Here is a 23,121-nt window from a genome sequence, read left to right on the forward strand (position 1 = left end):
GTGAAGCAGGAGACTCTATTTTCGCAAAAATGAGACGTTTTGAAATGTAACGGAACTGAGAAACCTTAATTGCGGTCCTTTGCTTGTTTCTCGCAAGAAAAACAAGGAATAAGTGCGCTCACATCCGTTAGAATCCGAATAGCCTGTCATTTTCCACATTAAGCTCTCTGAGATCCGTTACAAATTTGAACTTCGACAGCGATTTAGAAATTCGGCACCATCCTATGTGGTAGGTTTTCACCGTTACCGTAGTTTCTTACGGTTACCGTAGTTTCTTACGGTTACCGCGATCGCTGCCGTCAAATTACCGCGGGCGAACGCGGTTCGTCGGCGGCGCGCTTAGCGGGTCGTCCGGCCAATAATGCTTCGGATATCGCCCCTTCAAATCTTTGCGCACATCAAAGTAAGTTTTGCTCCAAAATCCGGCCAGATCGCGCGTCACCTGCACCGGCCGCTGCGCCGGCGAGAGCAGATGCAGTATGAGCGGCACTTTGCCCCGCGCGAGCCGCGGCGTTTCCGTCAGCCCGAACATTTCTTGCAAACGGACGGCCAATACCGGGCCGTCCGGGTCGCTGTAATCGATCGGGATGCGCGAGCCGCTTGGAACGGTAATGTGCGTAGGAGCGCAATCGTCCAGTTCCCGGCGCTTGTCCCATGAGAGCGCCGCCTCCAGCGCCGAGACGAGATTCAATCGCTGGAGATCGCCGCGGCTCCTCATTCCGCCCGCGTACGGGGCTAACCACTCTTCCAGCGTGGCGGCCAGCGCTTCGTCGGAAGCATCCGGCCAGCCGGGTTCGTGCTTGTGCATGAATCGCAGACGCGCTTGCATCTGCCGCGCCGCCCGCGTCCATGGAAGGATCGCCAATCCTTCCTCGCGTATGCCTTGCATGAGGGCGGCCGACGTTCCTTCCGGATCCGGTTCCGGCTGCGGGGCCTCCCTGATTACCAGCGCGCCGAGAAGTTTGCGCGTTCGGGCGCGTACCGCCTGCGCTTCCCGGTCCCATGCGATGATGGAACTTTCCATTATATGGCCGCCGAAATGCCGTTCCAGCTCGCCCTCCGCCACGGGCGCCGCCAGATAAATGCGGCTTTCCGCCCCTTGATCGTCGAGCTCCGCCGCTACCAGGTACGGCGCGCTTGCGAGCGGCTGAAGCTCGGCGAAGGCCGCGCCGCGCCCGTTGCTGAGCAAATAGCGGCCATTCTCCCTGCGCTTGGCGATGCGATCAGGGTAGGCGAAGGCAAGCAGCAAACCGCAAGCGTCTGCGCTTCCCCCGGCATCCGGCGCGATTCCCAGCATTCGCTTCCAATGGTTCGCCTCGGACAGGATGCGCCGCGAAGCGGCCCAATCGATCGAGTAAGCCCTCCCTGCGCCGGCGCCGGAGCTATATGTATCCGCCTTCCCCGCCGATTGGCTGCGCAAAGCCTCGATCCGCAGCCGGATATCCGCGTCCGGCGCCGCGCCGGCGCCGCGGAACATATCCCGCTCGCTCAGTAAAGCCGCCAATTCGCAAGCCAGCCCGCCGAGCCGCAAAGTCTCCGCCCGCAGCAGCATATGCGCCAGGCGGGGATGCAAGCCCAATTCCGCCATGCGTCTGCCGTGCGGCGTGACGTTTCCTTCCGGTCCGAGCGCTCCCAACTGCCGCAGCAAATCGCGCGCTTGCGCATAAGCCGCCTCCGGCACCGGGTCGAGCCAGCTAAGCTCCGCCGGATCGGATACGCCCCACGCGGCCAGCTCCAGCGTCAGCGGCGCAAGATCGGCTGCGAGCAGTTCCGGCGTGCTGCGCGCCTCCAACCGGCGCTCTTCTTGCTCGGTCCATAGCCGGTAGCATACCCCCGGCCCCAAACGGCCTGCGCGGCCGCGCCGCTGATCGGCCGACGCCCGCGACACGTTGACGGTCTCAAGCCGCGTCATGCCGGTGCGCGGAGAGAAGCGCGGCACGCGCATGAGTCCGCTGTCGATCACGACGCGAACCCCCTCGACCGTCAAGCTTGTCTCGGCAATCGACGTCGCCAGCACCACTTTCCGTTCGCCCGGCGGACAAGGCGCGATCGCCGCGTCTTGCGCTTCCTGCGGCAAGCTGCCGTGGAGCGGCGAAATGCGGATGCGCGGATCGCGGATGCGCTCCGCAAGCCACGATTCCACTCTGCAAATTTCCCCCGCCCCCGGCAGGAACGCCAGTATATCGCCCTCCTGTTCGGCGAGAGCGTCCAGCACCGTTCGCGCAACGCGATCCTCCATCCGCTCCTCGCCTCGCCGCGGCAAATAGCGCGTCTCTACCGGGAAGCTCCGGCCTTCGCTAACCAATACCGGCGCATCGCCCAATAAGGCGGAGACGGGCTCCGCTTCCAACGTCGCCGACATGACCAGAATTCGCAAGTCGTCCCGCAGCACGGCTTGCGATTGCAGGCATAGCGCCAGCCCCAAGTCCGCATGCAGGCTGCGCTCATGGAATTCGTCGAAGATGACGATCCCCACCTCTTCCAATGCTTGATCCGCCTGCAACAGCCGGGTAAGAACGCCTTCGGTGATCACTTCGATGCGTGTCGACTTCCCGACGCGGCTGTCCATTCGGACGCGGTACCCTACCGTCTCCCCGACATCCTCGCCTAACGAACGCGCCATATAACGGGCGGCGGAACGGGCGGCGAGACGGCGGGGCTCCAGCATCACGATCCGGCGGCCTTGCAGCCACGGTTCGTCCAGAAGAGCGAGCGGAATTCGCGTCGTCTTCCCGGCGCCGGGAGACGCAATAACAACTGCGTTCGAGCGGGCGCGAAGACTTTCCTTCAGCGCCGGCAATATCGATTCAATAGGCAAACTGGCCATTGGCGTATCAACTCCATTACATATGTTCCTCCTAAACGGCTCTGTCTATCCTTCCATCTATTATAGCAAACTCGCGAGAGGAGGAAGGAACGCGGACCAATGAAAAAGGAACGGCAATGCCATCTATCATCGGATGACACTTCCGTTCCCTATTTTTATACCAAACTACTCTTTATATTCATTCGGGAATAACCCGTTTCGCCCATAGAAAATGTTCGTACCAATATTCGCCTTCGAGCTTGTCGCCGTGAATATCGCTAACGATGACGCCGATTCCTTCCTCATACGTATGCAATATTTTGCCGTCGCCCATATAGATTCCGACATGTCTCACTTTATTGATCCCCTGTTCGTTCGGGTAATCTTCATCGGAGAAATACATCAAGTCGCCTTTGCGCATTTGGTCGAACGGAATCGTCTCTCCTTGCACCGCTTGCTCTCGCGAATTCCATCCTAAGGAAATGCCTTCTTTATCGTATAGAAATTGTACGAAAGAAGAGCAGTCGAACGTGCTGTCCTGAAAACGCTCGGCTCCGAATACATACGGTGTGCCATAATAAGTTTTGCCCATATCTATAATACGATCCGCCGTCTTCTCCCATTGCGCCTGCGCCGTTTGAACGGACGCGACGGCAGGGACGGGCATAGCCGCCGCAACAGTCTGTGCCGCCGCGGACGCGGTTTGCGCCTCGGCCGGAGCATAGGAAGGAGCGGAAGCTTTGCCGGTAGATTCGATCATCAAAGCGGCAGATACGATACATGCGATACTAGTCGCCAAAATGACGGATTTGCGCACTATACCATCCCCTTTCCAACTCATTATGACAATTTTGTAACGGGAATGATATAGCGTTCTGTTTCCAAAACGGCAAAAAGTTTCCTGTTTCTGTTTTCCTGTCCCTTGTTTATATGGAGACGGTAATGGTCGTGCCTGCGCCAAGCTCGCTTTGGACGGAAAGATCGCCCCGATGCATTTCCACGATCTTTTTGACGATCGACAGCCCTAGACCGCTTCCCCCTTCCGAACGATTGCGCGATTTATCGGCTTTGTAGAACCGCTCGAACATATGCAACTGGTCCTCTTCCGCGATCCCGATCCCGGTATCCGAAATGCGGACAAGCGTTTTATCTTCCTGGCGGAGCATTTCAATGGCGATCGTACCGCCGCTAGGCGTAAATTTAATGCTGTTGTGAATCAAATTGATCCATACTTGGCTCATTAAGTCGCGGTCGGCGACGATGCTCGCTTCCTGCAAATCGATCTCCATCTCAATCCCCTTCTCCAACCATTGCGGCTCGCACGCCAATACGATATCGCGCAACTGCCTGTCCAGGCGGTAAGGCTTCGGGTCGAACGGAGGATGTTCGGATTCCAGCGAGGTCAGCTTGAGCAAATTTTCGCTGAGCCGGGACAGCCTCACGCTTTCCGTCTCGATAATGCCAAGGTAATGCATGCGTTCCTCATGTGTGAGATGCTCCTGCCGCAGCACTTTCGTAAAGCCGCTGATCGAGGTGAGCGGAGACTGAATTTCATGGGATACGTTCGAAATGAATTCTTGCCTCATCTGTTCCATTTGGTTCAATTCAACGGCCATATCGCTGATGCTGTCGGCCAGCACCGTCCAAGGTCCCTTGTCTTTGGAGACCTCCTTCAGATCGACGTTAAAATCGCCTTTGGCGATCTTTTTGATCGCATCAATGAGCAATTTGAACTGATCGACATGCTTGGCGCGCGCCAATTTTCCAATGATATAGAAACAGCCGAATATGAGCAGAAAGCTCAGGAAAAAATTGATCAAATATTTGATCAGATCATGCGGTTCTTTATCGATGCCGAAATAGAGCAAAGCGGTCAAGTAATAGGCGAGCGCCGAACAGGCGCCCGTACCGGCAAGAAACACCAAAATACCGAAAAGGCGCTTAACAAAACGCTTCATGCCTGCGTCTCCAGCCGGTATCCCAGGCCGCGCACGGTAGCGATGCGGAAGGAATGCTCTTCTTCGGGAAAGCGCTCGCGAAGCCGTTTAATATGAACGTCGACCGTCCGCTCGTCGCCTTCGTAATCGTACCCCCATATTTGTTCGATCAATTGCTCCCGCGACAGCGTCTTGCCCGAATAGCTGGCAAGCATAAACAGCAGTTCGAATTCTTTCAAGGGCAATGTCATGCTTTGATCGCCGACCGATACTTCAAACGTCTTGCGGTTCAGCGTCAGCTCGCCGATCTGCACCGTCTGGGATACCGCGATCCGGTACCGTTTCAGCAACGCCTTGACTCGAACGACCAGTTCGACCGGTTCGAACGGCTTGACGAGATAGTCGTCCGTGCCGAGCTCGAACCCTTTCACCTTATCCGTCGTCTGGCCTTTCGCCGTCAACATGAGCACGGGGAGATCATACGATTTTCTCAATTCCGCGCAAAGCTTCCAACCGTCCATATTCGGCATCATGACATCGAGTATGATCATATCGGCTTTCACCGACTCCAATAGTTCGAGCGCCTCCAACCCGTCGGAAGCTTCGTAGACGTCAAATCCTTCGTTGCGCAAAAACAAGCCGACCAGTTCCCGGATATGCGGATCGTCGTCTACAATCAATATTTTGATCATCGCCTTGCCCACCTTCCTTTCGCTTACGTTACCCCCATTTCTTTAATGCGAAGCTGCTGCACGGCAAATTCGCGGTACATGGCATGGGATTGCAGCAATTCGTCATGCGTTCCGCTGCCGGTAATGCGTCCTTTTTCCACAAATAAGATTTGATCCGCCTCCACCACGGTCGACAAGCGATGGGCGATAACGAGCGTCGTGCGGCCTTTCATCAAATTTTGCAACGCTTGCTGCACGACGATTTCCGATTTGCTGTCCAGGCTGGAAGTAGCCTCGTCCAGCATAAGGATTTCCGGATCCCGCAACAACGCCCGCGCAATACCGATTCTTTGCCGTTGGCCGCCCGACAGCTTCATGCCCCGTTCCCCGACTTCCGTGTCGTATCCATCGGGGAATTCTTGGATGAATTGATCGGCGTACGCCATTTGAGCGGCGCGTCTCAATTCCACATCGCTAACGTCCCGGCCCAATCCGTAACAAATATTGTCGCGGATCGTTCCGGCAATCAGCGGGCTTTCTTGCGAAACGTAACCGATACGGCTGCGCCAAGACCGGAGGGTATAACGATCGATCGGTTCGTCTCCGAGCTTGATCTCCCCGCTTTGCGGCCGGTAATATCGTTCGAGCAGCGAGAACAGCGTCGTTTTCCCGCCGCCGCTCGGCCCGACAATGGCGGTAACCTCGCCGGGCTGCACCGAGAAGCTGACATCCTTCAACACTTCTTCCCCTGTCGGATACGCGAAGGAAACATGTTCCACCGATATCGGCCGGCTGGCGTCTTGCAGTTCCCGTCCGGCGGCAAAGTCTTCCTCATCCGCGTCCAGCGTCGCGATAATGCGTTCGGTAGCCCCTTTCGCCTTCTGAAGCTGAGTGAAAAAAGCGGTAATTTGGCCAAGCGGCATGACGATTTGAAAAAGGTACAGGATGAAAGCAACCAAGTCGCCGGCCGTCAAGGCGCCTGATGAAACCCGCACTCCGCCGTACCCGATAATGACAACAAGCACCACCATAAGTACGAAAGACATTAACGGCGAGATCAACGCCTGCACTTTTCCCTCCTTCAGCCCGAATTGGAACAAATTCACGATGCCCTTCTTCCCGTTCTCATACTCTAGCGGCTCGGCGTTGGAGGACTTGACCAAGCGGATCTCCGACAGCACCTGATTCAAAATCACCGTGAATCGGGCCGTCTCGTCCTGCAGCCCTTTGGAAATCTTGAACATTTGCCGCCCGAGCGGCACGAGAACGGCGGCGACAAGCGGAACGGCAACGAGCATTAACAGCGTCATTCGCCAATCAAGCACGAGCAAAATCGCAATCGACCCGATCACGGATATGATCCCGGTGAAAAAACCCGTTACATGCTCGGTAATCAGCCCTTTGACGACGCCCGTATCGTTCGTCATCCGGCTGATCGTTTCACCCGTCTGATGCTCGTCGTAATAGGGAACCGGCAGAACGAGCAGCTTGCTCCACAACCGGTCCCTGAGCCCGGCAACGACTTTCTGGCCGACATGGTTTAACAAATATACCGACACGCCTCCGGTGATCGCTTGCGCGACAAAGACGACGGCCAATATGGCGATTTGGCTCCCGCTGATGGAAGCGAGCGAGAAACTGTCGACGAAATTTTTCGTAAACAGCGGGATCGTCAAACTGACCACCGTTGCCGCCACGCTCATGCAAATCGCGATGCCGAGCATGAGCTTGGACGGATTCGTTTGTCTGATCAAATCGATAAAAGGGCGCCAACCGCCCGGCGTTTTTTCTTTGCTCATATGGTTCCCACTCCTCATCTGAATCTTTCTTTATGATACAAGTTCAAAAAGCAAACTTTTCAGCACCGAGAAGGTTGCGAGAACCCGAAGAAGGAGGAGCGGAGTGTAGGCAAAACCTACATGAGCACCGGACTTCGAGGGTGAACGCAAGATTCGATGTCGAATCCGCTCTCAGACATGCTTCGTGATCAAAAGGGGACTTTTTGAACTTCCTCTATGGGAAGACTATACGATACAATTATGAATTCAATATGAACTAACCCGGGGAAAAATACAAGGACGCCCCATTAAGAGCGTCCCGGCAGTGGTGAGAGTTATGTTGTTAGAGAGAGATTAAGACGATCCGTCGAGCTCGGCGTACATATGCCGGAGCAAAGCGACCGCTTGCCGTTCGAGCGATTCGACCGATTGGAGCAAATGTGCAGCGCGCTCCGCCTGCGCCGGATCGTTCGGCCGGCCGCCTTCGGGGAACGGGAACATGCGCTGCAGTTCGTCGAGCGGTACGCTCATCTCGCGGTACAGCGCGGCCGCTTCGCGGCTTGCTTCGCGAATGCGGTCCATGCCCGCTTCGCCCTCCAGCCATTCCGCGCTCGCTTCCTCCAGAAACGCCGCCGCATACCGGCGGGCATCCCGCAATACGCTAATATTGTACGAATTGCCGTTCGGTTCGATTCGTCCGCCGCGGCAGGCTTCCCGCCACGTCTCATAGGCGGCCAAACCGGTGACGCAGCGGTCGATCCGCTCCTCCTCGCCGTCATAATGCCGCATAATCGTTTGCAAAGCATTGCGGAGAGCGGTCCGCTTGTCGATCTCGACCGGACCTTCAATCGCGATCACGAACAGATCTTCCAACATGCCGCGTCCCAAATGTTCGTAAGGAAGAACGTCTTCCCGCGCGCATTCGACGGCCAACAGGCGGCGCTGCTCGTCGTCGTAACCGTAGATCACGCCGAACTCGGGGATAAACAAATCCCAAGCCACGACCGGATAGCCCCGGTCAATGGAGCGATGAATGAGCTCCAGCGCCTCGGGCAACGCGTCGGGAAGCTTTCTGCGTTCCCTCGCTTGCTCCGACATTTCCGCCGGATCGGCAAGATTGGAGTTTTGTCCGATCGTGGGCTTCATTCCGGATACATAGCGCGAATCAAATCCGAGGTTGCGCAGCCCCGAGGTAAGCAGCCCGGCAAAATCGAACGCCGTCGGACCCGCGATATGCACATCGTCCTGGAAAATGCCGATCCGGAACGCTTGCCCCGTCAAGCCCATCGCGAGCGGAAGCGAGCAAGCCCGATCCGTATATTGGACGGCGGCGTACAGCGCTTCCGGCGCCGTAAGCCATGATTGCATTTCAGCGAGCGTCCGGTGTTTCGGTAGAATTGTTTTTTTCATTTGACCGAATTCCTTTCTATTCTGAACGTATTGGTCAACGACAATCCGGATGTTCTCCTGAACGACTTTTTTCCTAGAACGGGAAATCAATTGATACACATTGGCGGACGAAAGCTGGAACAGCTTCGATATTTCCTGCGGCGACAGCTGTTCGAAGAAATGTGCCTCGAATATGCGTCTCTCCCGCTTGTTCAGACAACGCAGCATTCCTATGATCGTCTCCACCAATTCGCTTCGCATCAGCCTCGCTTCGGGATCGGTCTCCTGCGCCTTGCGCTCGGCAAGGGAGCGGGACAACCGGCGCAGAACGAAATCCATATCCCGCCAACCCTCTTCCCGGGCCGGCTCCTCGGACGCCGGCAGCCGCAGCGCGGTAAACGCCCGCTCTTTCGCGGCCGCTCCGCTCCTCAGCTTCGTGTACGCCTGATTGCGGACGATCCGGTGCAGCCAAGGCAGGAATCGATCGATCGAAGACAGCCTCCCCAAATGCAGAAATGCTTTCGTTAGCGCATCCTGCACAATATCTTCCGCCATGAAGGGCTCATGCGTGATCGTCTGCGCGTAACCGTAAATCCGGCTTCGATGACGCCGCACCAACTCTCCGAAGGCTTGGCGGTTTCCGCTCTGGGCTTGCCGCACCAGATATCCGTCGTCCGCTTCGGACAAGTCTTCCGGAGCGGACGCCTCCCGCACCCTTATTTCCCGTTCTTTGTCCGCCAATGAGTCCAGCCTCTGTCTCAATTTGTCATCCAATGATTTCACACCCCGCAATGCATCGACCTGTTATATAGACTGCGAAAGGATCGATTTTCTGACAAAAAGGCTAATCCCGCGTTTCTCCTTGAATCAAATTGTATTTCTTCGCCTCGGCTACCGCCATCGTCCGTCGTTTGACATGAAGTTTGGCGAAAATATTTTTGACATGATATTTGACCGTACCGACGGCGATGACAAGCCGATCCGCAATCTCCTGATTCGATAATCCCGCGGCCATTAAGTTTAGCACGTCGAGTTCGCGCTCGGTCAGCGGATCCGTCATCGCCGGGGCTTGCTCTTGGCTTGAAGGCTCCCGTTCCGCCCCGTCCGTCCGTTCCCGCTGTTCCGTGTACGCTGTGTTTAATGTTTCGGGCCGATTCGCCGATTCGACGGCAATGCTCGTCTCGCCGAAAGACCGCAGCAGTTTTGTCACGTAAACGGCTTGGACGGCAAGCATATGCGGCACTCCCCGGCGCGCGGCTGCAAATGCGCCTGCCATATCGTCGTTGGCCAAATAGAGAATGCCGCCAATCTCGCCTTGTACGGGAACCGGTACGCATAGAATCGAACGCGTGGCGTGACGAAGTATCGCTTCCTCATGCGCGAACATTTCTTCTTGCACGGCATTTGCAAGGACAATCTCTTCGCCTGTCCGGAACACGTAGCGTACGATCGCTTCGGAAATCCCGCCGTTCGTTTCCAAGGAAACGTCCCCGGCGACTGTTCCGCACTGTTCCTTCACGTCCAAAGCCGCCGAGATTTCCAGCCGTCCGCCGTTTTCGACGACCAGATACCCCCGTTGGGCGCCCGCGTTCTCGACGATCAACGCCATGAAACGATGCAGCAGCTCGCTCAGGTCCATCGCTTCGGACACGCTCTGCGAAGCTTTCACAATCGTTGCCAAATCCAATGTTTCGCCTTCCGGAAGCGCGGGGCGAGACGGACGATAGACGACTGAGCTTGCGACCGGCGACGTTCCAACAGCGGAAGCCGCGACGGGCGGCGCTTTTCCCGCGGCCGCTTCATGATCTGCCGGGGTTGCCGCCAGCGGGACGGACGGACCGAACTTCCCGGCATTTCCGGGAACATCGAAGAGCCCTATGCCCGGGAACTGTCCGATCAATCGGTTCGCCTTCACGCTCGCCCCCCATGCCATATAGGCATCGTAAGCGCCGGAAGCGTACATGGCGGCGCTTCGCTCCGCGCCGGCATCCCGGTAGAAGCAAGCCGCTCTCTCCAAGGCGACCGCGATGGCCGGGACATATTCGTTTGCCGTCGCCGCTTGGATCGCCTGCTCATACAATTGCATCGCCATACGGCTGTCGCCCGCAATCCGGGCCATTTCCGCCTCCGCCAAACGCAATCGATGCATATGATTGTCCGGGGCGAATTCGGCCCATTTGCGCATTTGCTTGCAGTTTCGCTTTAAGCGCCGCATCATCCTTTTCCGGTCGGAGGTTCCGGCGTCGTCATATTGCGCCGCAACGGCCAGCGCCTCATAGTAACAACATTCCGCCACATGCGGCAAATGCGTCGCGTAAGCCGAATAAGGCCTCGCGGCTTCCGCAAATTCCCGCGCTTTCGCATAATCTCCGTATAAATAATGAAGCTGCACCCGATATGTATAGTATTGGAACAGCGTGGTGGCTGCGAATTGCTTGCCTTTCATCCGGTTCAGAAACTCCGATTCGCGAAAATCGGCCGTATCGAAGGATAACGAATGTTCCGTTTTCCCTTGCAACGCCATAATCCATTGTTGAAACAAATGAAAGTTATCGATAACGAATTCATCTTTCGTCTCTTCGAGAATTTGCAGATAATGCGTAATTTTCCGGTTCAAGTCTTCTAATTTCTGCGTCGTATACAGCGAATTGACATGCGCACCCATCGCGTAGCTGGCGAAAACGTAATCGCCCGATTCAAGCCCGAATTGCAACGCTTTCTCCAAATACGCCTCCCCTTCGCTCACATGAGCAAGCCATTGCGTCAGCAAGCCGAAAATAACGTACGTTTTGCTGCGGATGGAAGCGATCCGCCCGTTGTCCGCCAATGCCAAGCCGGCTTCCCCCAAGCGGTATCCGGTCTTGTAATCGCCCAGCCCAAAGCTGTTCATCAGCCCGAATGCCGCGAATGCGGCGGACGAGGCGGCGCATAAACCGTACTCCAACGATAAGCGAACCGATCGGGACATCATGACGGTAAATACTTCTTTATTGGAAAAGAACGTCGGCGCGGCCAACGTGAACATAATGTCCATCGCCATCTTGACATGCTCGTTCTCCATCGCGGGCAAATCGGCCAGCCGCTCGATTCGTTTGCCAAGCTGCATTCTTGCAAGCGTCATTTCTTTGACGACCGCATATCTTGCCGGCTTGGGCGAGACGACAATGCCGAATTCCTTGAGCGTTTGCAGCCCCGCGGATATCGCTTCCGCATATTGGCCGAGGTTGACGCGTTGCGTGGCGATCACCTTGCAGATGGCGCCCCGGTCCAGCGGATTGCGCGAACGCCGGTTCAACTGTTCTCCTAAATACTCGGCCCGGCCAAATTCGCCGCATAAATATTCGCATTCCATCTGTTCCAGATAAAGCGCGAAACAGATCTCAAACCGTTCGGCCCAGTCCTTTTCCCGCACCCGTTCGGTCCCGGCGCGGAACCATTCAACGGCCGCGTCGTAGGCCGACGACGATTTCGCTTTGCGGCCCGCAGCGAGATTCAATTCCATAAGTCGCAGCCTGTCGCAATCATCCTTCATGTGCGAAGCGCCTAAGTTGAGATGCTTCGCCTGGTCGAACAGGAGAGCCGGATCGGAGGAAGCGTCCCCCCGTTCCAGCAGCCTGCGGCCGACTTCCCAATGGAAGACGCTGCGCCGTTCTTCGTCGAGCAGCGAATACGCCGCTTGTTGAATACGGTCGTGCAGAAATGAATACCAGACTCGACTGACGCCCTGTTCCCCCGGACCGGATCGTTGTATCGCGGCGGCCGGGCCGGCATCTGACGGACGCTCGGGACGATAAGCGGAATTCGCCTCCTCTTCCGTCGGAACGATCAGCCCTTCCCGAACGGCGATCCGCAACTCGGCTGCGAGCCGCTCGAACGGCAGCCGTTCTACCTCTGCCAGCAGTTCCGGATCGAATTTGCTGCCAAGACATGCCGCGAGCGCCAGCGTCGTCACGGCGCGGGCGGGCAATGCGTTCACTTTCGCAATCATATATTGGAGCAAGTCGTCGGCCGCTTCCTTGGATTGGATCCGCTCTTCCTCCCATTCCCAACGTTTTCGTTTTTTGCTGTATGTTAGCATGCCTTCGTTGTATGCGGATTTGAACAATTGCTTGAAAAAGAACGGATTCCCCGCCGTTTTTCGAAAAAGAATTCGGGTAAGCGATAGAGTGAGGTCGGGATCGGATTGAAGCGTGTCGGCTACGATCCGGTTCAAGTTTTCCGCGGTCAATGGCGTCAAGGCAAGTTCGTGAACGCCGACGCCGTATTGCTGCCATTGGTCCAGGATCGGCGCAAGCGCTTGACTGTCATTGGACGAATCGTCGCGGAAAGCGCCGATGAGCAGCAAGCACTCGCTTCCGGGATCTTTGACAAAGGATTGCAGCATCGAGAGGGAAGCCGCATCGGCCCATTGCAAATCGTCCAAAAACAAGATAAGCGGGCTGTCTTTGCGGGCGAACGCTTGAAGCAAGCTGCGAAAAGCGAGCTGGAACCGATGCTGCGATTCCGCGGACGTCAACGTCTCGGGCGGAGGAACGTCGCCGGTCAGCAATTTAATCTCCGGGATGAGGTCGACAACCCACGCGGCATTCGTTCCGAGCGCGCCGCTTAGCCGCTTCTTCCATAAGGCGACTGCTTGCTCGTCTTCGCTTAAGATGCGCCGGACCAAATCGCGAAAGGCCGCGATTAGCGGCGCGTAAGGAACGTCGCGATCGAATTGCTCGAATTTCCCCGCAGCGAAGCAGCCTTTCCCGCCGGCAACCAGCTGCCGTATTTGCTGAACCAGCGCCGTCTTGCCGATTCCGGCCGGGCCCGATAAGATAATAATTTCCGTCGATCCGAGGCAAGTCCACCTGTATTTGTCCCGGATAAATGCCATTTCCCGCTCGCGTCCGTACAGATCGGCCGGGATTCGGAAGACGCCGCTCCTGTCGGCCTCACCCAACGTAAAATCCCCGATTGCTCCTTCTTCGTTCCATCGTTCCAAGCAGCGCTCCAAATCCGCTTGCAATCCGAATGCGCTCTGATAACGGTCTTCCGGGTTTTTGGAGAGCAGCTTCATCACGATTCCGGAAACGGCTCCCGGAACGCCGGGGACGATGTCGTCTAACGGAACGGGCGTTTTGGCAAGATGCGCATGGACCCATTCGATCGGGGCGGAAGCGTCGAACGGAAGCCGTCCCGTGATCGCTTCGTACAAAGTGACGCCCAATGAATACAGGTCCGCCCGTTCATCCGCTTGACGGCCCAAGCGGCCGGTCATCTCCGGGGACATATATTGCATCGTTCCCTGCCAAGAGCGAGCGCCCGGCGTCCTTTCCGCCATATGGACGGTCCCGCCGAAATCGACGAGTCTCGGCGTCCACGTCCCTGTATCGACGATTATATTTTCCGGCGTTATGTCGCCATGAAGCATATGCTCTTGATGAAGCTGGCCGACGATATCGGCCAAACGAACGGCGATGCGCAGAAACCGTTCCATAGACAGCCGCCCTTCCCGCAATATGGATCGCAGCGGCTCTCCTCCTGCATCCTCGTAAACGAGCATATAGGAAGTCTCGCTTCTTTCCACGGCAAAAGGCGCAACGAAGCCGCTTATTTTCCGTTTGCGCGCCGCTGCTTCGTCTCCCGCGTACCGCGCCGCATCCTCGTCGATAGGCATATGCGCCCCGATGTTCCCCAGTTTCAACAAGACGGGAAACCGGTCTTTGGTGCGGTACGCCCGACCAATGACTGTCGTTGCATCCTCATATAAAATGTGGTAGATTTCATAACCTTGTACGTTCATTCATTCAAGATCCTTTTCCAAAAGAATGAAATAAATGGCAATTGGTAGTTTGAGCTTACCATAAGAAATAGGTCGGGAACAGGCTCTTTTCTACCTTCGCTCTCCCGCGAATACGATCCGATCCCGAAATTGCCGAACGGTAACGACGGATTGCGGGAGCGGAGCGCCGGCGAGCCGATTCGCCAATTGCGACACGGGCGGCTCCGATAGCGAAGCTTCGCGCAAAATGTTGTCTTCCGCAAACAACCCGCTCACGCTGCCGTCGTATTTCAATTCGCCTTCATGCATGACGAGCACCCGGTTCGCATAGCGGCAAACAAGCGGAATATGATGGGTAATCATGACGATCGTCTTCCCTTGTTCGTTCCATTCGCGGCACCAATCAAGCAGTTGGATCGAGCTCGCATAATCTTGCCCGGTTGTCGGCTCGTCCATGATCAAAATCTGCTGTCCGAGCATAAGCGCAGAAATGACGCTTAAACGCCGCTTCTCCCCTCCGCTCAATGTATACGGGTTGCGATCCTTCGCGTCCGCCAAGCCGGCGAATTCCAGCGCCTTCATGCCTTGGTCGGCAATATGCCGCGGCAGCGCCTCCCCATGCTTCAACCCGCTCCGGACACGCAGGCTGTAGACCGCTTCCTCGAACACGGTATCGGTGACGAAATGATGCTCCGGATTTTGAAATACGAAACCGATCCTATCCGTCAATTCGTACAGCGTTCGTCCGGCCGCATCCTGACCGTCTACCCAGACGGTGCCGCGCGCGGGGCGGATCAATCCCAATATATGCTTGACCAGCGTCGTTTTCCCCGAACCGTTCGTACCGAGGATCGCGACGAATTCCCCGGTTTTCACAGAGAAGCTGACGCCGCTGAGCGCCTTCGCGCCGTTCGGATACGTATAGTTCGCATTCCGAACCGTAATGGCCTCGTGACGGGATGCTTGCATTGGCTGCCCCGCCCGCGGTTCCGCGGTGTTGTGCCTAAGGGGGCCGGATGCTCCGGCAACCGCCTCCTCCTCCTTCACCTTCCATAAGCCTTTCATCTGGCTGTAGGCTTCCTCGACCGTAAGCGGAAATTCGCGGAACGCATAGCCGTCCCGGCGCAAAGCGTGGGCCAGTTCCGAAATTTCGGGCACCCATAGTCCCATATCGGCCAATCGGTCCCCATATCGCGCGAGTAATTCGCGGGGGGCGCCGTCGAATACGATCATGCCCGCTTCCATCACGACGAGCCGATCTACCAGATGGATCATATCGTCCGGCTTCGTCTCCGTCGCGACAATCGTATAATTTCCTTCGTCGCGAAGCTTCTTGAGCAGCTCGAAGACGTCCTTCGCCGACTGCGGATCGAGACCCGCGGTCGCCTGGTCGAACAGCAGAATGTCCGGATGCATGGATAGAACCGACGCGATGCCCACTTTTTGCTTCTGGCCGCCGGACAGCTCGAACACTTTGCGGCGCTCGAAGCCGGACAGCCCGACCTGCCGCAAGGAATCCGTCACCCGCTCCCGAATTTCCGCCGGATCGACGCGCAAATTTTCCGGCCCGAACGCCACCTCGTCCTCCACATAAATATTGCAAAGCTGGGCGTCGGGATCTTGAAACACGATGCCGATGCCGCCCGCCAGCTCGGGCATAGTTCGTTGCGATAGGTCCTTGCCGTTCACCTCAACGCCGCCGGTCAGCTTGCCGCCCGTCGTTCTCGGGGCGATCCCGCACAAGACTTGGCATAACGTCGTTTTGCCGGCTCCGCCCGGTCCGACGACGAGCACGAATTCCCCGCGCCGCACCTGTAACGAAACGTCGCGAAGCGCGGGCTTTCGTTCTCCCTCGTACGTATATGTCACATTTTTCAGTTCCAAGGCATAACCCATAATCGCTTTGTTCCTCTCCTCGGTCCGCTTTTCCGATCATTTTCTTAGTTTTATTGTATCATGAATGCGCATCGGTTACTTGAAACAAGGCAACTTGACATAAATTATGTCTCGAATATAATAGTAGATATACTTGACATATTTTATGTCATGAGGAGTGTGCCATGAAACATGAGAACCGATCCAACCATGACGACTTTGCAATATCTTGCGCTGATTCATCAAGTTTCGTACACCAATGTTTGTAAAGATGTAGAAATAACCCCCCAACAATTTTCCGATTGGATCAAAAAGAGACGGCCTGTGCCCAAAGAGCGGCTTCGCGCCTTGGGAAAATATTTCAATATGGATGCCAAAATACTCGTCGACGATCACTATTATTTGAAAGACCTGTCGATCGAAATGAAGATTCAGATTCAAACTCTTTTCCTGAACCGTCTAATAGAAAATGCGGAAGAAGGAGCGGATATAGAAGCATATCGCGAGAAATTGATTCAACTCGAGAAAGAAAGAGAACATCAGACAATTATCGGAAGATTTGCCGCGATTGTGGAGCAAGCGGATGCTCAGACCCTTCGCTTATGCCGCGCTTTTTTGAGTCATATCGAAGGCGGAGAAGATTTAACCGCTATGAAAACGATGTTAAATTTGAAGGAGTCCGAGCGATGAGCACAGTGTTCCAACTTCATTGGGATGGTAAAATTCTTGTATGTAAAAATCAAGATGTTATTTACGACGGTGTGTTTTTATTTACCAATCATCGAGGAATTCGCAAAACAGCGCTTATGCTGCCGCCGGCCGTTCCTGCATCGTGGGTGTCCCGCTACGGCAGTCTGACGATTTCCCAGAACGGGAAGGAAAACCCCAACGGCGGAATGAATGAGTTGGGCCTCGTCGTGGAACAGACGACGCTGTGGGCAACGGAACATCCCCCTGCGGACGACAGGCACACGGTAAATGAATTGCAATGGATTCAATATATGCTCGATACTTGCGGTACGGTTCAGGAAGTACTGCAAGCAGCAACAACGATTCGCATTGACCAGAGCACATCCAAGTTGCACTACCTGATAGCGGACCGAAGCGGAGACTGGGCGATTATCGATTTTTTGAACGGAAACATGCACGTTTATAACAATACTCTGTCCGCTCCGGTTATGGCAAACTCGCCTTATCAGCAGGCAATAGACGAAATGATGTCCGGTATTGCAAATTGGGACGACCTTGGAGAATACGAGCAAAACTCCATGGAACGTGTACATACGGTATGGGAGCGGGTAAAGAACAAAACATTTCAAGCGGAGATGGTCGACTTTGGATTTACAACCCTGGAGGAGGCAAAACGGGAAGATACGGTGTTTAGTATTGTCTATGATCTGGCAAACATGGAGATCCATGCGATGACTAACCGGAACCGTGAAAGAAAGAGGATTCGGATAGCCGAGTTCGATTTGGCTAAAACATCGCCATCCTTAGCAGCCGACCTGCAAAAGCTTCAAGGCGCAAACGCGCGGGAACAGTTCGTGGCCTATACGACACAATTTAATCATCACGTCGTACATTCTTTTTTTAGAGACGAAAAATTGACTTCCGTCTTCCATTGGGATTTTTCAGATGAAGTGATCCGCTTGTTGGCGCAATACCCCGAATCGTTCGGTTAGATCGATCATCGTGGCTGCATATACAACCCCAATGTCAAAACAATTTGACATTCCGTACAAATTTTTTTATAATCCAGATGTCAAATACTTTTTACATTTAAGGGGGAGTGTTTTATGATTACAGCCATTAAGATCTTTTTCCTTATCATCGGTATATTGCTGCTGAATTGGCTCTATGTCAAGCTCCGGCAAGAAAAGGGCGACGAACGGATGAAGCGGATCGCTCATTCTGCCGGATTTGGAACTTGGAGTTTCATTGTGATTTGGGCCGGCGTTAAGACTTTGCTGCAAATTGTCAATATCGATTTCTCTTTTCTCGGCAATGCGGGGAGCATTAGTATACCGGCTTTACTTGGGACATCGATTGCTGTGTACGTTATTCTTTTCGCTTATCATTATTGGAAAAAATCGTGAGTGAAGTTACATGGAAAATATAATTAAACATTTACGAAAGCAATTAGGACTATCTCAAGAGGAACTGGCGATTCGCTGCGGCGTTTCCCGGCAGACCGTCAATGCGATTGAAAACAATAAGTACGATCCGACGCTGGAACTCGCATTCAAGCTTGCCGAAGTACTTGGTGCCAAGGTGGACGATTTGTTTATTTATAAAAAATAAGCGGACTTTGGATATGACATGCGATGCGATTTTCATAGGGATTGGCAGTCCGCAAGGATACGCCTAACGCTCGAACAAGTCCTGTCGCCTGCAGCCCAACCGGGCTCCGATAAGGCCGCTGCGTTCTTTTGATTGACAATCCGCCATTTGCATATTATGATTTTTACATACTCATAAGTATGTATATCGCATTTTGTGAAAGCGGGGGTGAATTTTATGAGCGTGCGCGACAAGATCGTCGAAGCCGCCTTACGTCTGGCCGCCGACCGGCCGGCCGATAAAATCGGCTACGCCGACGTCGCCGAGGCTGCGGGCGTCCACTGGACCACGGTGCGCAGACATTTGGGGAGCAAGCAGGAGATGAGAGCGCTGCTGGCGGAAAAGCAGCCGGGGGCCGCGAACGCGGACACGAAGACGCGTATATTGGAAGCGGCCGCCCGGGTATTTGCCGAGCAAGGCTACGCGGGCACGACGCTCGACGATGTCGCGGCGGATGCCGGAATGACGAAGGGGGCCGTTTATTGGCATTTTGCCGGCAAGAGCGACTTATATTTGGCTTTATGCGAGAAGAGCATGGCCCAGCAGCTGCAAGGATTTCCGAAGGAAGCCGAAAGCATGCTCGGCGGCTCCGATCCGCAAGAAGCTTTGGCGGCATGGCTGTCGGCGCAATTGGCGGCGTGCGCTACGGATCGGGATAAACCGATGCTATTCTTCGAATTCATCGCTTCAAGCCGCGATCCCGCCATACGGGATCAACTGCGCAGGACGTTTGCCGGCATATACGAACAGACCGGCGACGCCATCCGCGAAATTCAGGAGCGCGGGCTGCTGGCCAAGGATGTCGATCCGACGGCGCTGGCCGTCCTTTTCAACGCAATGGTCAACGGCCTCGTCATGTCCTGGCTGATCGATCCCGACAGCGTGCGGTTGGATCAATTCGCACCGAATTTGTCGCGCATATTGTGGGATGGACTGGCGCCGGCTGACGTTCCGCGCTGACGCTGACATCGCAACTTCCAAGTGTCTCAACAGACCGAACCCGTGTACCATATGGGCGCTCCATGCCAATCGCATACTAATTGCGTATGCTGTACGAAATACAACATAAAGTGGGGTTGAAAGGCAAAACGACGCGTTATGCTGCACTTTTTACAACATTTTTGCAAGATAAAGGCGCCAATCGACCTTTTTGCCCCCATCATGTTGTACAACATACAACATAGGCAAGGATGCGAGGCGAAACAGGCCTTCTATGTTGCAATTTGTACAACATGCGTCGCAACACCAGCAACAGATCGAACCCGTGTACCATATGGGCGTCCCATGCCAATCGCATGCTAATTGCGTATGTTGTACGAAATACAACATAAAGTGGGGTTGAAGGGTGATAGGACGCGTTATGCTGCACTTTTTACAACATTTTTGCGAGATAAAGGCTCTAATCGACCTTTTTGCCCCCATCATGTTGTACATCATACAACATAGGCAAGGATGCGAGGCGAAACAGGCCTTCTATGTTGTAATTTGTACAACATGCGTCGCAATTCCCAGCAACAGATCGAACCCGTACATCGTGCCACATGAGCAGTAAAGCGAGACAAAACGCACCCACTATGTTGCAATTTGTACATCATGCGTCGCAACTTCCAAGCTCTCAACTGACCCGAACCGGTGCCACACGGGTTTTTCTATGCCTTTAACATACTTATCAGTATGTTAATAACGTACCTGTAAGAATACCATCACCACCCCATCGCCATAAAAATGAAAAGGAGTTTGATCGTTATGATCGCAACAATCACCATCATTGCTACGGCAATCGCCATATTAACCGGTTTGTACGTTTATACCCGCTTGGCGGTTCGCAGAGCGGAACAACAGTATCCGCCGAAAGGCCAATTCGTTACGGTAGAAGGAATCAGGCTGCATTACCTGAAGAAAGGGGATGGCAAACAACCGGTCGTCTTTCTGCACGGAGGCATTTTATCGGCTCATGATTTCGACAGGGTATTGGATTTAGCCGCCGGCGAAGGCGAGTACGAAGCCTACTCGTTCGACCGCCCCGGCTACGGTTACAGCGAACGCCCGCGCGGCGAGCGTATTACGCCGATCGACCAGGCGCGGCTCCTGCATGAGGCGCTGCGGCAGCTCGGCGTCCGCAAGCCGATTCTGGTCGGACATTCGTGGAGCGGCCTGCCCGTTCTCGCCTATGCCCTCCATTACCCGGAGGATACGGCCGGCATCGTCCTTGTCGGCGCGGCGGGATACGGCGGGAAGTTATATCCGGCCGGCGACGGAGACCCGCTCTCCAAGCTGGTTGCAACCCCGGTCGTAGGCGATCTGTTCACAGCCACTTTGCTCCGACCGCTCGGCGCCCTCGCGATGGAATCGATGGTCCGGCAAACGTTCGCGCCCGATCCGGTGCCGCCCGGATATACGGAAGCGGCGCAAGCGCTCTGGCTCCGGCCGGCGCAATTCAAAGCCAATCGGGAGGATATTATAGCGTTCAGTCCGGCAGCCTATCAGCTTAGCGGCCGTTACGGCGACATCGGCGTTCCGACCGTTATTGTCGTAGGAGAGCTTGACCCGTTTATTTCGAAACGCCATTCCTTCCTCTTTCATGAGACGATTCCGAATTCCAAGCTGACGGTATTGCCGCATGCCGCGCATATGATTCCGCAAGCGCATCCCGAAGCCGTGCTTGAAGCGATCAAACAGGTATCGGAGGAAACATAATACAAAAAAACCGAAAATTCGACGATCGGGATAAACATTTCACCTAAATATGCCGAAATAGATGATAACGATAGCAATGCCCGTATTTCGCAAAATTTCCAATCATTTTATGCGCATATTGTGAGATGGAGGTACTATGGCAAACGATACGACGAACAAAATGCGAGTGGAATATGCCGATGTCGAATATTCGTTAAAAGAACTGAAAGATATCAAATATGCGCTTGACCAATCGATGATTGTCGCTATTACGGATCAACAAGGGAAAATGATTTTCGTCAACGATCATTTCTGCAAAATATCGAAGTATACGCGCGAAGAATTGATCGGGCAAGACCATCGCATCCTCAATTCCGGGCATCACCCGAAAAGCTTCTTCCGCGATATGTGGAGAACGATCGGTAAAGGGAAAGTGTGGAAAGGCGAAATATGCAACCGCGCCAAGGACGGAAGCCGGTACTGGGTCCAGACGACGATTGTCCCCTTTTTGAACGAGCAAGGCAAACCGTACCAATATATCGCGATTCGCTCCGATATTACCGCCCAGAAAAGTATGGAGCAAATCCGCCATTTGGCATATCATGACGAGCTGACCGGCCTGCCGAATCGAAGAATGTTCAATGCGTCCCTGGCCGAAGCGGTCGAATCTTCCGCCAGGGCGAAATCGAAGCTTGCTTTATTTTTTATCGACATTAACCGGTTCAAGCATTTGAACGACAGTTTGGGCCATTCGATCGGCGATCTGTTCCTGACCCAAGTGGCGGAACGCTTAACCGGTCTGTCCGGCGGCAACACCATTTACCGCGTGGGCGGCGACGAATTTATGATCACGATGCAGCATGCGGACGACTACGCCAAAATCAAGGAATTAGCCGAAGCGGCCATCCATTTGTTCAGCGAGAGCTTCCGCGTGGAAAGGCATGAATACTACGCCACAATCAGCATCGGCATCAGCATCTACCCGTATCACGGCACAACCGCGGAGGATCTTGTCAAGAACGCCGACACAGCCATGTATGAAGCGAAGCAATCGGTAGAAAGCTCCTTCCGGATATACCATCCGGCCATGAACGCCAATTCCGAGGAATTGCTCGTTTTGGAGACGAAGCTGCGGAGGGCGATCGAAAAAAATCAGCTCCAACTCTATTACCAGCCGAAGATCGATCTGCATACCGGCAAGCCGATAGGGATGGAAGCGTTGATACGCTGGTTCGATGCGGAGTCGGGGTACGTACCCCCTTCCATATTCATCCCGCTCGCGGAAGAACGCGGGCTCATCTCAGCCATAGGAGACTGGACGCTGCTGACGGCATGCCGGCAAATTAAAGCTTGGCAATCCGAACAGCTTCCTTCGCTGCGCGTTGCGGTCAATATTTCCGCCAATCAGCTGATGCAAGGGACATTTGTGCAAAAATTGCAGAAAACGCTTAACGATACCGGCGTACCGCCTCATTTGCTCGAACTGGAGATTACGGAAAACAGCATGATGCAAAATACGCAGCAGCTGATGCAGACGCTGGTGCAACTGAAAGCGATGGGCGTCACGATTGCGATAGACGATTTCGGAACGGGATATTCCTCGCTCAATTATTTGAAGCAATTCCCGATTGACGTGCTCAAAATCGATCAATCGTTCGTCCGCGATTTGGCAGTCGACGGACCGGCATTCGTTGCCGCCATTATCCAATTGGCCCATGCGCTCAATTTGCGCGTCGTAGCGGAAGGCGTCGAGCAGAAGATCGAGCTGCGCCTGCTGCGGGATCACGGCTGCGATTTCGTACAAGGATATTTGTACAGCAAACCGCTCCCGCCGGACGAGTTCAAAAGATATATCAAAAACGGCTTCTGACCCTTTTCGGTCGAA

At 54.7% G+C, this 23,121-nt stretch carries 15 protein-coding genes; 7 read left to right on the forward strand and 8 right to left on the reverse strand.

Annotation, left to right across the window (positions count from 1 at the left end; genetic code table 11):
• Positions 1-304: 304 nt before the first annotated feature.
• The 8 genes from hrpB to KQI79_RS08240 form a co-directional block, all read right to left on the reverse strand.
• The gene (gene hrpB, locus KQI79_RS08205) at positions 305-2,827 is read right to left on the reverse strand and encodes an ATP-dependent helicase HrpB (protein ID WP_216537747.1); all 2,523 of its coding nucleotides are present in this window, start codon (positions 2,825-2,827) and stop codon (positions 305-307) included.
• 178 nt (positions 2,828-3,005) lie between these two features.
• Positions 3,006-3,623 (reverse strand): C40 family peptidase, encoded by a 618-nt coding sequence (locus KQI79_RS08210; protein WP_230190964.1) that lies wholly within the window; start codon positions 3,621-3,623, stop codon positions 3,006-3,008.
• 109 nt (positions 3,624-3,732) lie between these two features.
• Positions 3,733-4,764 carry a sensor histidine kinase gene (locus KQI79_RS08215; protein WP_216537748.1) on the reverse strand — a complete coding sequence of 344 codons (1,032 nt, stop codon included), beginning with the start codon at positions 4,762-4,764 and terminating at the stop codon, positions 3,733-3,735.
• Positions 4,761-5,435 carry a response regulator transcription factor gene (locus KQI79_RS08220; RefSeq protein WP_216537749.1) on the reverse strand — a complete coding sequence of 225 codons (675 nt, stop codon included), beginning with the start codon at positions 5,433-5,435 and terminating at the stop codon, positions 4,761-4,763. The genes KQI79_RS08215 and KQI79_RS08220 overlap by 4 nt, the downstream gene beginning before the upstream one ends.
• 23 nt (positions 5,436-5,458) lie before the next feature.
• Entirely contained in the window at positions 5,459-7,213 is a 1,755-nt protein-coding gene (locus tag KQI79_RS08225) for an ABC transporter ATP-binding protein (RefSeq protein WP_253298017.1), read from the reverse strand.
• A 333-nt stretch (positions 7,214-7,546) separates the two neighbouring features.
• Positions 7,547-9,355 carry an RNA polymerase sigma factor gene (locus KQI79_RS08230; RefSeq protein WP_253298018.1) on the reverse strand — a complete coding sequence of 603 codons (1,809 nt, stop codon included), beginning with the start codon at positions 9,353-9,355 and terminating at the stop codon, positions 7,547-7,549.
• Positions 9,356-9,425: 70 nt separating this feature from the next.
• Entirely contained in the window at positions 9,426-14,366 is a 4,941-nt protein-coding gene (locus KQI79_RS08235) for an AAA family ATPase (protein WP_216537751.1), read from the reverse strand.
• Between the two features lie 90 nt (positions 14,367-14,456).
• Positions 14,457-16,241, reverse strand: coding sequence for an ABC transporter ATP-binding protein (locus tag KQI79_RS08240; protein ID WP_216537752.1), 1,785 nt, complete (start codon positions 16,239-16,241; stop codon positions 14,457-14,459).
• 171 nt (positions 16,242-16,412) lie between these two features.
• Between KQI79_RS08240 and KQI79_RS08245 the strand changes: the two genes are divergently transcribed.
• The 7 genes from KQI79_RS08245 to KQI79_RS08275 all read left to right on the forward strand — a co-directional run bounded on the left by KQI79_RS08245 (position 16,413) and on the right by KQI79_RS08275 (position 23,106).
• Positions 16,413-16,910, forward strand: coding sequence for an XRE family transcriptional regulator (locus KQI79_RS08245; RefSeq protein WP_216537753.1), 498 nt, complete (start codon positions 16,413-16,415; stop codon positions 16,908-16,910).
• The gene (locus tag KQI79_RS08250; protein ID WP_216537754.1) at positions 16,907-17,902 is read left to right on the forward strand and encodes a linear amide C-N hydrolase; all 996 of its coding nucleotides are present in this window, start codon (positions 16,907-16,909) and stop codon (positions 17,900-17,902) included. Before KQI79_RS08245 ends, KQI79_RS08250 begins: the two co-directional genes overlap by 4 nt.
• A 114-nt stretch (positions 17,903-18,016) precedes the next feature.
• Positions 18,017-18,316 (forward strand): hypothetical protein, encoded by a 300-nt coding sequence (locus KQI79_RS08255; protein ID WP_216537755.1) that lies wholly within the window; start codon positions 18,017-18,019, stop codon positions 18,314-18,316.
• Positions 18,317-18,326: 10 nt separating this feature from the next.
• Positions 18,327-18,521 carry a helix-turn-helix transcriptional regulator gene (locus KQI79_RS08260; RefSeq protein WP_216537756.1) on the forward strand — a complete coding sequence of 65 codons (195 nt, stop codon included), beginning with the start codon at positions 18,327-18,329 and terminating at the stop codon, positions 18,519-18,521.
• 216 nt (positions 18,522-18,737) lie between these two features.
• Entirely contained in the window at positions 18,738-19,520 is a 783-nt protein-coding gene (locus KQI79_RS08265; RefSeq protein ID WP_216537757.1) for a TetR/AcrR family transcriptional regulator, read from the forward strand.
• Positions 19,521-20,306: 786 nt separating this feature from the next.
• Positions 20,307-21,257, forward strand: coding sequence for an alpha/beta fold hydrolase (locus KQI79_RS08270; RefSeq protein WP_216537758.1), 951 nt, complete (start codon positions 20,307-20,309; stop codon positions 21,255-21,257).
• Between the two features lie 136 nt (positions 21,258-21,393).
• Positions 21,394-23,106 (forward strand): putative bifunctional diguanylate cyclase/phosphodiesterase, encoded by a 1,713-nt coding sequence (locus tag KQI79_RS08275; protein WP_253298019.1) that lies wholly within the window; start codon positions 21,394-21,396, stop codon positions 23,104-23,106.
• Positions 23,107-23,121 lie beyond the last annotated feature (15 nt).

It is taken from the genome of Paenibacillus sp. MSJ-34, assembly GCF_018918005.1.
GTDB lineage: Bacteria > Bacillota > Bacilli > Paenibacillales > Paenibacillaceae > MSJ-34.

Coding starts and splice junctions, on each gene's coding strand:
- KQI79_RS08250 (WP_216537754.1), top strand. CDS start 16,907: ATGAGCACAGTGTTCCAACTTCATTGGGATGGTAAAATTCTTGTATGT.
- KQI79_RS08245 (WP_216537753.1), top strand. CDS start 16,413: ATGAGAACCGATCCAACCATGACGACTTTGCAATATCTTGCGCTGATT.
- hrpB (WP_216537747.1), bottom strand. CDS start 2,827: ATGGCCAGTTTGCCTATTGAATCGATATTGCCGGCGCTGAAGGAAAGT.
- KQI79_RS08275 (WP_253298019.1), top strand. CDS start 21,394: ATGGCAAACGATACGACGAACAAAATGCGAGTGGAATATGCCGATGTC.
- KQI79_RS08270 (WP_216537758.1), top strand. CDS start 20,307: ATGATCGCAACAATCACCATCATTGCTACGGCAATCGCCATATTAACC.
- KQI79_RS08215 (WP_216537748.1), bottom strand. CDS start 4,764: ATGAAGCGTTTTGTTAAGCGCCTTTTCGGTATTTTGGTGTTTCTTGCC.
- KQI79_RS08240 (WP_216537752.1), bottom strand. CDS start 16,241: ATGGGTTATGCCTTGGAACTGAAAAATGTGACATATACGTACGAGGGA.
- KQI79_RS08220 (WP_216537749.1), bottom strand. CDS start 5,435: ATGATCAAAATATTGATTGTAGACGACGATCCGCATATCCGGGAACTG.
- KQI79_RS08255 (WP_216537755.1), top strand. CDS start 18,017: ATGATTACAGCCATTAAGATCTTTTTCCTTATCATCGGTATATTGCTG.
- KQI79_RS08265 (WP_216537757.1), top strand. CDS start 18,738: ATGAGCGTGCGCGACAAGATCGTCGAAGCCGCCTTACGTCTGGCCGCC.
- KQI79_RS08260 (WP_216537756.1), top strand. CDS start 18,327: ATGGAAAATATAATTAAACATTTACGAAAGCAATTAGGACTATCTCAA.
- KQI79_RS08235 (WP_216537751.1), bottom strand. CDS start 14,366: ATGAACGTACAAGGTTATGAAATCTACCACATTTTATATGAGGATGCA.
- KQI79_RS08225 (WP_253298017.1), bottom strand. CDS start 7,213: ATGAGCAAAGAAAAAACGCCGGGCGGTTGGCGCCCTTTTATCGATTTG.